Annotated in this window: 1 pseudogene; it reads left to right on the top strand. The window is 71.3% G+C overall.

Annotation, left to right across the window (positions count from 1 at the left end):
• Window positions 1-58 precede the first annotated feature (58 nt).
• A pseudogene (locus tag CP975_RS27295) lies at window positions 59-10,888 on the top strand (type I polyketide synthase); the annotation flags it as partial.
• Between the last annotated feature and the right edge of the window lie 24 nt (window positions 10,889-10,912).

Below are 10,912 nucleotides of genomic sequence, written 5' to 3'. Positions count from 1 at the left end.
TCACAGTGGAGTGACCTCAGTGTCGAACGAAGAAAAATTGGTCGACTACCTCAAGCGGGCGACGGCCGACCTGCGCGATACCCGGCGCCGCCTCCAGGAGGCGCAGGACAAGGATCGCGAGCCGATCGCCGTCATCGGCATGGCCTGCCGCTACCCGGGCGGAATCACCACGCCCGAGGAGATGTGGCAGCTGGTCGCCGAGGGGCGGGACGGCATCACGGAGGTCCCCGCCGATCGCGGGTGGGATCTCGACGCCCTGTCGCTCGCGGACGAGGAGGCGGCCGGCGGAACCGGCGAGAAGCGGGTGCCGCGCGGTGGATTCCTGGAAGGCGCCGGGGACTTCGACCCCACCTTCTTCCGGATCTCGCCGCGTGAGGCGCTGGCGATGGACCCGCAGCAGCGGCTGCTGCTCGAAGCCTCCTGGGAGGCGTTCGAGCGGGCCGGGATCGACCCGGAGTCGGTGCACGGCAGCAAGACCGGTGTGTTCGCGGGCCTGATGAACAACACCGACTACACGCCGTCTCCCGCGCAGGAGGGCATCCCCGAGGGCCTGGAGGGCTTCCTGGGCACGGGCGGCTCCGGCAGCGTCGCCTCCGGCCGCGTCTCCTACACCCTGGGCCTCGAAGGCCCCGCCGTGACCGTCGACACGGCGTGCTCGTCGTCCCTCGTGACACTGCACCTGGCCGCCCAGGCGCTGCGCAACGGCGACTGCACCCTCGCCCTGGCCGGTGGCGCCACCGTGATGGCGACTCCCGGTACGTACCTGGAGTTCTCACGCCAGCGGGGCCTCGCGCTCGACGGCCGCTGCAAGGCCTTCGCCGACGCGGCCGACGGAACGGGGTTCTCCGAGGGCGTCGGCATGCTGCTCCTGGAGCGGCTCTCGGACGCGGAGCGCAACGGCCACAAGGTGCTCGCGGTCGTCCGCGGCTCGGCCGTCAACCAGGACGGCGCGAGCAGTGGCCTGACCGCCCCCAACGGGCCCTCCCAGCAGCGTGTCATCCGCCAGGCCCTCGCCAACGCCGGTCTGTCGACGGCCGATGTGGACGTCGTCGAGGCCCACGGCACGGGCACACGGCTGGGCGACCCGATCGAGGCCCAGGCCCTGCTGGCCACCTACGGCAAGGAGCGTTCCGCGGAGCAGCCCCTGTGGCTGGGGTCCTTCAAGTCGAACGTCGGTCACACGCAGGCGGCGGCCGGTGTCGCGGGCATCATCAAGATGATCCTCGCGCTGCGCGCCGGTGTCATGCCGAAGACCCTGCACGTGGACGCTCCTTCCTCGAAGATCGACTGGACCGCGGGCGCGGTGTCTCTGCTGACCGAGGCACGGGAGTGGCCGGAGACCGGCCGACCCCGACGGGCCGCGGTGTCGTCGTTCGGCGTCAGTGGCACGAACGCCCATGTGGTGCTGGAGCAGGCGCCGACCGTCGACACCGAAGCGGCCCCCGAGGCTCCTGTTGCTGGTGGGGTCGTGCCGTGGGTGCTGTCCGGTAAGACTGAGGGGGCACTGCGGGCGCAGGCCGAGCGGCTGCACTCGTTCGTACGGGAGCACTCCGAGCTGCGTGCGGCGGACGTGGGCTACTCCCTCGCCGTGACGCGGGCCCGGTTCGAGCACCGGGCCGTCATCACGGGTTCTGATGTGAATGAACTCCTCGCGGGTGTGCAGGCGTTGGCTACGGGCGAGCCGTCCGGTGCCGTCACCTCGGGGAGCGTGCGGCGCGGCAAGCTGGCGTTCCTGTTCACGGGGCAGGGCAGCCAGCGGACCGGAATGGGCCGCGAGCTGTATGAGACCTATCCGGTGTTCGCCGCAGCCTTCGATGAGGTGTGTGCGCACTTTGAGGGGCAGCTGGAGCGTCCGCTGAAGGACGTCGTCTTCGGCACGAGCGGCGGGGACGCCGGTCTGATCGACCAGACCGTCTACACGCAGGCTGCGCTCTTCGCGATCGAGGTCGCGCTCTTCCGGCTGGTGGAGGCGTGGGGGCTGACCCCTGACTTCCTCGTCGGACACTCCGTGGGCGAACTGGCCGCCGCGCACGTCTCCGGTGTCTTCACCCTCGGCGACGCGACCAAGCTCGTCGCCGCGCGCGGTCGCCTCATGCAGGCGCTCCCCGTCGGTGGGGCCATGGCCGCGATCCAGGCCACCGAAGCTGAGGTTCTGGAGACGCTCGAAGGCCGCGAGTCCGAGATCGCTATTGCCGCCATCAACGGGCCCACGTCCGTCGTGGTTTCCGGCGACGAGACCGCCGTAGTCGAGGTGCTGGAGCACTGGCGCGAGCAGGGCCGCAAGGTCCACCAGCTCCGCGTCAGCCACGCCTTCCACTCCCCCCGCATGGAACCCATGCTGGACGAGTTCCGCACCATCGCGGCGGGCCTGTCCTACGGGACTCCGAGCATCCCGGTCGTCTCCAACCTCACCGGCCAGCTCGCCGCAGGCGACGACCTCTGCACCACCGAGTACTGGGTCCGCCACGTCCGCCAGGCCGTCCGCTTCGCAGACGGCATCGCGTTCCTCGCCGAACAAGGCGTCACGTCCTTCATCGAGCTGGGCCCCGACGGCACCCTCTCCGCCATGGCCCAGCAAACCCTCACCGACACCGACACCGCGGCCTTCACGCCCGTACTCCGCAAGAACCGCCCCGAAGCCGACACCTTCACCCAGGCCGTCACCCAAGCCCACATACGCGGACGGGATCTCGACTGGGACGGCGTCTTCGCAGGCCGGGGCGCACAGCGCGTCGAACTTCCGACCTACGCCTTCCAGCACGAGCGCTACTGGCTGGACATGCCGGCCCCCGGTGGCGACGCGACCAGCCTCGGTCTCGGGACGACCGGGCATCCGCTGCTGGGCGCCGCCGTGACCATCCCGGAGTCCGACGAGGTGCTTCTCGCGGGGCGGCTGTCCCTCCAGTCGCACCCCTGGCTCGTCGACCACACCGTCATGGACACCGTCCTCGTCCCTGGCACCGGACTGGTCGAGCTGGCCATCCACGCCGGTGACCAGGTCGGCTGCGGGTCCCTGGAGGAGCTGACGCTCCAGGCCCCGCTCGTACTCCCCGAGCACGGTGGTGTCGCGCTGCGCGTCGCGGTGGAGGCCGCCGACGAGGGGGGTCGCCGGTCCGTCGCCATCTATTCGCGCCGCGACGACGCCGAGCCCGACACTCCATGGATCCTTCACGCGGTCGGCTCGCTGAACGACACCACCCCGGTCGCCTCGCCCGAGCTGTCGGTCTGGCCGCCGAAGGGCGCCGAGGCCGTGGAACTCGACAACCTCTACGCCGACTTGGCGGCGGTCGGTCTTTCGTACGGGCCGGTGTTCCAGGGGCTGCGTGCCGCCTGGCGGCTGGACGACGCCGTCTACGCCGAGGTCGCCCTCCCCGAGGACACCTCCACCGACGGCTTCGGACTGCACCCCGCACTCCTGGACGCCGCCCTGCACGCCGTGGCCCTCGGCGACTTCACCGAAACAACCGACCACGCACTCCTGCCCTTCGCCTGGACCGGCGTGGCCCTCCACGCCACCGGAGCCTCCGTACTCCGCGTCAAACTCACCCCCACCGGCACCGACGCCGTATCCATCACCGCAACCGACGAAACCGGCACCCCCGTCGCCACCGCGGACTCCCTCGTCCTCCGCGCCATCACCACCGAACAACTCACCGCAGGCACCGAAAACTTCGCCGAGTCCCTGTTCCACGTGGAGTGGACGGAGCTGTCGGTGCCGGCCGCCGAGTCCAAGTCCTACGCCGTGCTGGGTGGGGCGACCTCCTTCACGGACGGTCCTCTGTTCGCGGACCTGACCGGTCTCGTCGCCGCCGACACGATCCCCGAGGTCGTCTTCGTCCCCCTCGATGCCGAGGAGGGCACAGGTACGGCGGACGCCGCACGCCTCGCCGCTCATCGGGCCCTGGCCCTGGTTCAGGAGTGGCTGGCGGAAGACCGGTTCGCCGACTCCCGCCTGGTCTTCGTCACGCGCGGCGCCGTCGCCGCCGGTCCCGAGGATGCTGTCACCGACCTGGCCAATGCTCCCGTCTGGGGCCTCGTACGCTCCGCGCAGGCCGAGAACCCCGACCGGTTCGTCCTCATCGACGCCGATGAAGTGTCGCCCGAACTCGGCGCGCTGTGGCCGGTCATCGCCTCCGACGAGCCCGAGGCCGCGCTCCGTCACGGCACGGTCCGCGTGCCGCGTCTGGCCCGGGTGCCCCTCACCGGCACCGACCCGGCGGACCTCAGCCTGGCCCCGTCCGGGACCGTCCTGATCACCGGCGGCACGGGTGCTCTGGGCTCCCTCGTCGCCCGCCACCTCGTCACCGAACACGGCGCACGCCACCTCATCCTCACCAGCCGCCGAGGACTCGACGCCGAAGGCGCCCCGCAGCTCGCCGCCGAACTGGCCCAACTCGGCGCGGACACCGTGGAGATCGCCGCCTGCGACGCCGCCGACCGCGACGCGCTGGAGGCCCTGCTCAACTCGATCAACGACGCGCGCCCCCTCACCGCCGTCATCCACACCGCCGGTGTCCTGGACGACGGAGTCATCAACTCCCTCACCCCTGACCGACTCGACGCGGTCCTGCGTCCCAAGGTCGATGCCGCCCTCAACCTCCACGAACTCACGTGGGATCTCGGGCTCTCCGCCTTCGTCCTCTTCTCCTCCGCCGCCGGCGTCCTCGGCAACCCCGGCCAAGCCAACTACGCCGCCGCCAACACCTTCCTCGACGCACTCGCCCACCACCGCCACACCCTCGGCCTGCCCGCCACCTCACTCGCCTGGGGCGCCTGGGAGCAGGCGAGCGGTATGACCGCCGACCTCACCGACGCCGACCGGCACCGCCTCAACGGCCTCACCGAAACGGAAGGCCTCCACCTCCTCGACACCGCGTGGACAGCCGAGCAGACGCTGCTCGTACCCGTACGCCTCGACCTGGCCGCCGTGCGCGCCCAGGCCACCTCGACCGGCGTACCGCCACTGCTGCGCGGACTCGTCCGCGCACCCAACCGCCGCAGTGCCCGCACCGGCGTTCCGGGGGCGGCGCGCGGGGAGTGGGCGAAGCAGCTGGTCGCGCATGCGCCCAGTGAGCGGCACGCGTTCGCGCTCGGGCTGGTCAGGGCTCGGGTCGCCGCGGTGCTCAGCTATCCCGATGCCGAATCGGTCGACCCCGAGAAGGCGTTCAAGGAGTTCGGGTTCGACTCGCTGACGGCCGTCGAGTTCCGCAACCAACTCGGTACGGCTGTCGGGCTGCGTCTCCCCGCCACCCTCGTCTTCGATCACCCGAACGCGACGGCCGTCGCCGACTTCTTGGTGGCCGAGCTGACGGACACCCATGCGGTGATCGAGGCCGCCGCCTCGACTGGCGCGTCCGCGGACGACGAGCCGATCGCGATCGTCGGCATGGCCTGCCGCTACCCGGGCGGAATCACCACGCCCGAGGAGATGTGGCGGTTCCTGCTCGACGGCGGCGACGGCATCACCCCCTTCCCCACCGACCGCGGCTGGGACCTTGAGCGGGTCTTCGGCGAGGACCCGGAGCTCGACGGGGAGTCGTACGCTCTGGAAGGCGGATTCCTGCGGGGCGCGGGCGACTTCGACCCTGCCTTCTTCGGGATCTCCCCGCGTGAGGCCGTGGCGATGGACCCGCAGCAGCGGCTGCTTCTCGAAGCCTCCTGGGAGGCGCTGGAGCGCGCGGGCATCGACCCGGCCTCCGTACGCGGCAGTTCAACGGGCATTTTCGCCGGCGTGATGTACCACAACTACGCCTCGCGCCCGACGGAGATCCCGGAGGGTGTCGAGGGCTTCCTCGGCACGGGCGGATCGAGCAGTGTCATCTCGGGACGGGTGTCGTACACGTTCGGGTTCGAGGGCCCGGCCGTCACCGTGGACACCGCGTGCTCGTCCTCGCTCGTCGCCCTCCATCTGGCCGCGCAGTCGCTGCGCCGGGGCGAGTGCTCCTTGGCCTTGGCCGGTGGTGTGACGGTCATGCCGACGCCGGACACCTTCTCCAGCTTCGCCCTCCAGCGCGGCCTCGCCCTGAACGGCCGTTGCAAGCCGTTCGCCGGCGCCGCCGACGGCACCGGCTGGTCCGAGGGCGTGGGCATGCTCCTCGTCGAACGCCTCTCCGACGCCAAGCGCAACGGCCACCAGGTCCTCGCCGTCGTGCGCGGCTCCGCCGTCAACCAGGACGGCGCCTCCAACGGCCTCACCGCCCCCAACGGTCCCTCCCAGCAGCGCGTCATCCGCCAGGCCCTGGCCAACGCCAACCTGTCGACAACCGATGTGGACGTCGTCGAAGCACACGGCACGGGCACGCGACTGGGTGACCCGATCGAGGCACAGGCGCTCCTTGCCACGTACGGCCAGGACCGCGAGGGCTCCGAGCCGCTGTGGCTCGGCTCGATCAAGTCCAACCTCGGCCACACCCAGGCCGCCGCCGGCGTCGCCGGCATCATCAAGATGGTCCTCGCGCTGCGCAACGGCGTCATGCCCAAGACCCTCCACGTCGACGAACCCTCCCCGCACGTCGACTGGTCGGCAGGCGACGTTGCCCTCCTCACCCAGGCCCAGCAATGGCCCGAGACCGGCCGCCCCCGCCGAGCCGCCGTCTCCTCCTTCGGCATCAGCGGCACCAACGCCCACGTCGTGATCGAGCAGTTCGCGGCCGAAGCCGAGCCAGTGCCGTCGACCGCGCCGGGCGCGGTCGGTGGGGTTGTGCCGTGGGTCCTGTCCGGTAAGACGGAGGGGGCGCTGCGGGCGCAGGCCGAGCGGCTGTACTCCTTCCTGCGGAACAACTCCGAGCTGCGTGCGGCGGACGTGGGGTACTCCCTCGCCGTAACGCGGGCCCGCTTCGAGCACCGGGCCGTCATCACGGGTTCTGATGTGCATGAACTCCTCGCGGGCGTGCAGGCGTTGGCTGCGGGCGAGCCGTCCGGTGCCGTCACCTCGGGGAGCGTGCGGCGCGGCAAGCTGGCGTTCCTGTTCACGGGGCAGGGCAGCCAGCGGGCCGGGATGGGCCGCGAGCTGTATGAGACCTATCCGGTGTTCGCCGCAGCCTTTGATGAAGTGTGTGCGCACTTTGACGGGCAGCTGGAGCGTCCGCTGAAGGACGTCGTCTTCGGCACGGACAGCGGTGACGCCGGTCTGATCGACCAGACCGTTTACACGCAGGCTGCGCTGTTCGCCATTGAGGTCGCGCTCTTCCGGCTGGTGGAGGCGTGGGGGCTGACCCCTGACTTCCTCGTCGGACACTCCGTGGGCGAACTGGCCGCCGCGCACGTCTCCGGCGTCTTCACCCTGGAAGACGCCGCCAAGCTCGTCGCCGCGCGCGGTCGCCTCATGCAGGCGCTCCCCGCTGGCGGGGCCATGGCCGCGATCCAGGCCACCGAAGCTGAGGTTCTGGAGACAATCGAAGGCCGCGAGTCCGAGATTGCCATCGCCGCCATCAACGGGCCTACCTCGGTCGTGGTTTCCGGTGACGAGACGGCCGTAGTCGAGGTGCTGGAGCACTGGCGCGAGCAGGGCCGCAAGGTCCACCAGTTGCGCGTCAGCCACGCCTTCCACTCCCCCCGCATGGAACCCATGCTGGAGGAGTTCCGCACCATCGCAGCAGGTCTGTCCTACGGCACCCCGAGCATCCCGGTCGTCTCCAACCTCACCGGCCAGCTCGCCGCAGGCGACGACCTCTGCACCACCGAGTACTGGGTCCGCCACGTCCGCCAAGCCGTCCGCTTCGCCGACGGCATCACCCACCTCTCGGAACAGGGCGTCACCACCTTCATCGAGCTGGGCCCCGACGGAACCCTCTCCGCCATGGCCCAGCAAACCCTCACCGACACAGAAGAGGCACACTTCACCCCCGTACTCCGAAAGAACCGCCCCGAAACGGAAACCCTCACCCAGGCCATCGGCACCGCCCACATCCACGGCGCCGAACTCGACTGGAACGGCGTCTTCGCAGGCCACGACGCACACCGCGTCGACCTCCCCACCTACGCCTTCCAGCATCAGCACTACTGGCTCCAGCCGCTGTCCACCACCGGCGACGCGTCGGGGCTCGGTCAGTCCGCCACCAGCCATCCGCTGCTCGGCGCCACCATCGCTCTCCCCGACTCCGACGGTGTCCTGCTCACCGGCCGTCTGTCCCTCCAGTCGCACCCCTGGCTCGCCGACCACGCAGTCATGGACACCGTCCTCGTCCCCGGCACCGGACTGGTCGAGCTGGCCATCCACGCCGGTGACCAGGTCGGGTGCGGTCAGGTCGAGGAGCTGACGCTCGAAGCCCCCCTCGTCCTCCCCGAACGCGGTGGTATCGCCCTCCGGGTGACGGCGGGTGCCGCCGAGGAGAACGGGCTGCGTCAGGTCGGGATCTACTCCCGTCCGGACGAGGCGGACGCCGCGGAGCCGTGGACCCGCCACGCCTCCGGTCTCCTGGCGGAGAACACGCCGGGCACCTCGGCCGGCCTGCCGGTGTGGCCGCCCAAGGGCGCCGAGCCGTTGGACACGGAGGGCCTCTACGCCGATCTCATGGGGGCCGGTCTCGCGTACGGGCCGGTGTTCCAGGGCCTGCGCGCCGCCTGGCGGCTCGGCACCGACGTCTACGCCGAAGTGGCGCTGCCCGAGTCCACCGCGACCAGCGGCTATGGGCTCCACCCCGCACTCCTCGACGCCGCTCTGCACGCCGTGGCCCTGGGCGACTTCGTGGGAGCGCCGGGCGAGGGCCAGCCGGAGAGCGGCCCGTGGCTGCCCTTCGCGTGGAACGGTGTCTCCCTGCACGCGACCGGCGCCTCCGCACTCCGCGTGCGGCTGTCCCCGGCCGGTGCCGCCGGTGCCGCCGGGTCCGGCGGTGCCAACGCGGTGTCGTTGACCGTCGCCGACGAGACAGGCGCCCACGTGGCGTCGGTGGAGTCGTTGACGCTGCGCGCGCTCGCGGCCGAGCAGCTGACCGGGGGCCGCGAGGCCACGCACGACGCTCTCTTCCGCGTCGACTGGACCGGGCTCACCACCCCCGCGGCCGACCCGACCGCCCCGGCACTCTCCTGTGCCGTCGTCGGGGCCGATGACGGTCTCCAGCGCCTGCTCAAGGGCTCCGGTGTCGACGCGGTGACCGTCATGGACCTGGCGGAACTCGCCGGCTCCGAGACTGTTCCCGAGGTCGTCCTCGCCGCCGTCCCCGCCTCCGAAGGCACGGACACGGGCACCGCCGCACATCGGGCCGCGCATCACGCGTTGTCCCTGGTCCAGGAGTGGCTGGCGGAAGACCGTTTCGCCGAGTCCCGGCTGGTGTTCGTCACGCGCGGTGCAGTCGCCACCGGTCCGGACGACACGGTGCGAGACCTGGCGAACGCGACGGTCTGGGGCCTCGTACGCGCCGCGCAGGCCGAGAACCCCGACCGGCTCGTCCTCCTAGACCTCGACGAGGCGACCTCGGAACTCACCCCGCTGTGGTCGCTCCTCGGCTCCGACGAGCCGGAAGCCGTACTCCGTGACGGCGCTCTGCGCGTGCCGCGTCTGGCCCGGGAGCCCATCACCGGCACCGACACCGACCAGACCACCCCTGCCCTGGACCCGGCCGGGACCGTCCTCATCACCGGCGGCACCGGCGCCCTCGGCTCGCTTGTGGCCCGCCACCTCGTCACCGAACACGGCGCACGCCACCTCATCCTCACCAGCCGCCGAGGACTCGACGCCGAAGGCGCCCCGCAGCTCGCCGCCGAACTGACCGAACTCGGCGCGGACACCGTGGAGATCGCCGCCTGCGACGCCGCCGACCGCGGCTCACTGGAGACGCTGCTCGACTCGGTCGACGACACCCGCCCCCTCACCGCCGTCATCCACACCGCCGGTGTCCTGGACGACGGAGTCATCAACTCCCTCACCCCCGAACGCCTCGACACAGTCCTGCGGCCCAAGGCGGACGCCGCCCTCAACCTCCACGAACTCACACGCGAACTGAACCTCTCCGCCTTCGTCCTCTTCTCCTCCGCCGCCGGCGTCCTCGGCAACCCCGGCCAAGCCAACTACGCCGCCGCCAACACCTTCCTCGACGCCCTCGCCCACCACCGCCACACCCTCGGCCTGCCCGCCACCTCACTCGCCTGGGGCGCCTGGGAACAGACCGGCGGCATGACCGCCGACCTGGGCGGCACCAACGCCGACCGCATGAACCGCGGCGGCATGACCGGCCTCACCCACGCCGAGGGCCTCCACCTCCTCGACGCCGCGTGGGCCACCGAGCAGGCCCTGCTCGTGCCCATGCACCTCGACCTGGCCGCCGTACGCGCCCAGGCCACCTCGACCGGCGTACCGCCGCTGCTCCGCGGACTCGTACGCGCCCCCAACCGCCGTACCGCGCAGGCCACTTCACCGGCCGAGAGCGAAACGCTGACGCAGCGCCTCGCCGGGCTGTCGCGTGAGGAGCGGCGTGCCGCGCTGCTCGATCTCGTACGGCAGCAGGCCGCGTCGGTGCTCGGTTTCGCGAGTGTGTCGGAGGTGCCCGCGGACCGCGCCTTCCGGGAGCTGGGGTTCGACTCGCTGACCGGTGTCGAGCTGCGCAACCAGCTGGGCAAGGCGACCGGACTGCGGCCGCCCGCCACGCTGGTCTTCGACTACCCGAACCCGGTCGAACTCGCCGAGTACCTGCTGGGCGCGCTGCCCGACGGCGACGGAGCCGGGCGCAGTGTGCACGACGAGCTGGACGCTCTCGAGTCGCTGCTCTCCTCGCTCGACCCGGACGGCGGCGAGCGGGTCCGTATCAGCACCCGCCTCCAGACGCTGCTGGCCCGCCTGGGCGAGGGCCGCGGCGACGAGGTCGCCGAGACGGAGTCGGTGGCGGACGCGATCGACTCCGCGAGCGACGACGAGATGTTCCAGTTCATCGGCCGAGAATTCGGCATTTCCTGACCCGCTAGGAGAAGAGCGTCACCA

The organism is Streptomyces alboniger (assembly GCF_008704395.1).
In the GTDB taxonomy this organism is placed as follows: Bacteria; Actinomycetota; Actinomycetes; order Streptomycetales; family Streptomycetaceae; genus Streptomyces; species Streptomyces alboniger.
This window is presented reverse-complemented; position numbering and strand designations above follow the sequence as displayed.